Annotated in this window: 3 protein-coding genes; all 3 read right to left on the reverse strand. The window is 72.8% G+C overall.

The genetic code is table 11. The annotated features are described in order from the left end of the window. Positions 1-278 (reverse strand): DMT family transporter (locus tag AX685_RS10475; protein WP_066488335.1); only part of this gene is annotated, 278 nt, incomplete at its 3' end. Beyond that, positions 278-793 carry a GNAT family N-acetyltransferase gene (locus AX685_RS10480; RefSeq protein WP_066488331.1) on the reverse strand — a complete coding sequence of 172 codons (516 nt, stop codon included), beginning with the start codon at positions 791-793 and terminating at the stop codon, positions 278-280. The genes AX685_RS10480 and AX685_RS10475, both read right to left, overlap by 1 nt. Beyond that, the coding region (locus AX685_RS10485) for a DMT family transporter (RefSeq protein WP_066488333.1) at positions 790-1,536 on the reverse strand (747 nt) is incomplete at its 5' end. The genes AX685_RS10480 and AX685_RS10485, both read right to left, overlap by 4 nt.

Here is a 1,536-nt window from a genome sequence, read left to right on the forward strand (position 1 = left end):
GCGCCGACGATCAGCAGCAGCCGCACCGGCGTCGCCGCCTCTCCGTAGAAGATGATCCCGACCAGCACGGTGCCCAGCGCGCCGATCCCGGTCCACACGGCATAGGCGGTGCCCATCGGGATCGACCGCGCCGCCCATTCCAGCAGCAGCATCGACAGCAGCACCGACGCCAGGAACCCGGCGGTCCAGCCGATATGGCGAAACCCGTCGGCGTTGCGCAGGCAGGTGGTGAACCCCACTTCGAACAGCCCGCCCGCCACCAGCCACACCCATGCCATCACTCGCGTCCCTGCCCCGTGCCGGCGCCCGCCAGCGCGTGCAGCGCCGCGCCGTCGACGCGCTGCACCGTCCATTCGTCCTGCGCCACCGCGCCCTTCGCGCGATAGAATTCGATCGCGGGCAGGTTCCAGTCGAGCACCCACCATTCGAACCGCGCATAGTCGCGCGCCACCGCGATCCGCGCGAGATGCGCGAGCAGCGCGGCCCCCGCCCCCGATCCGCGCGCGGCAGGGGTGACGTACAGGTCGTCCAGCCACATGCCGCGCCGCCCGGTCCAGGTGGAAAAGGTGGTGTAGAAGGTCGCGAAGCCGATCGGCGCGCCGTCGCGCTCGGCGATCACCGCCTCGGCCGCCGGGGTCGGGCCGAACAGCGCGGCGTGCAGCATCGGCACGGTCGCCTGCACCGCATCCGGCTCCCGCTCGAACGCGGCCAGCGCGCGGACGAAATCGAGGATCGCCGGCACGTCGGCGGGGGTGGCGGGGCGGATCGCGGGCGGATCTGCGGGCGCGGTCATGTCATCGGCTCCATTGTTTCGGCGGCGATGTCGCTGCGCCGCGCGCCGTACAGGCAGGCGCCGACGATGATCGCCGCGCCCAGCAGCGTGGCGGTCGCCACCCGTTCCCCGAACACCAGCCAGCCAAGTCCCGCGGCATAGACGAACGACGTATATTCGGTCGTCGCCAGATACCCCGTCTCGCCATGCGCATAGGCCCAGGCGAGCAGGAACAGCGATGCGGTGGCCAGCGCCGCAGCGACCAGGATCTTCGGCCATTCGCCGGCGGCGGGCAGGTGCGCCAGCCACGGCGCGGCGAGCAGCAGGATCAGCGTGACGATCGCCGACTGGACGAACGCGATCTCCCCCGGGCGGGCGACCTGGCTCTGCAACCGCGCGACGATCAGGTTGAAGGCGTAGAGCACTGCCGAGGCCAGGATCGCAATCGCCCCCGCCAGCGCATCCGGCGCCGCGGCGCCGCGCGACTGGCCCGCCAGGATCACGCCGACCCCGGCCAGCGCCGCCAGCGAGGCGACGATCACGCGCCGCCCGACCCGTTCCTTCAGCAACGCCGCGCCCAGCACCAGCGCCAGCAGCGGCGCGATATAGGCGAGCGAGATCGCCTGCGCCATCGGCACCCGCGCCAGCCCCCAGAAGAACAGCAGCGCCATCGCGGTCGTCAGCGCGCCGCGCGCGACATGCAGCCGGAGCGCCCGCGCAGTCGGCCAGCCCCCACCGCCCGCGCCCCATGCCACCGCGCCGAA

It is taken from the genome of Sphingomonas sp. CCH9-F2 (assembly GCF_001556735.1).
Taxonomy (GTDB): domain Bacteria; phylum Pseudomonadota; class Alphaproteobacteria; order Sphingomonadales; family Sphingomonadaceae; genus Sphingomonas; species Sphingomonas ginsenosidimutans.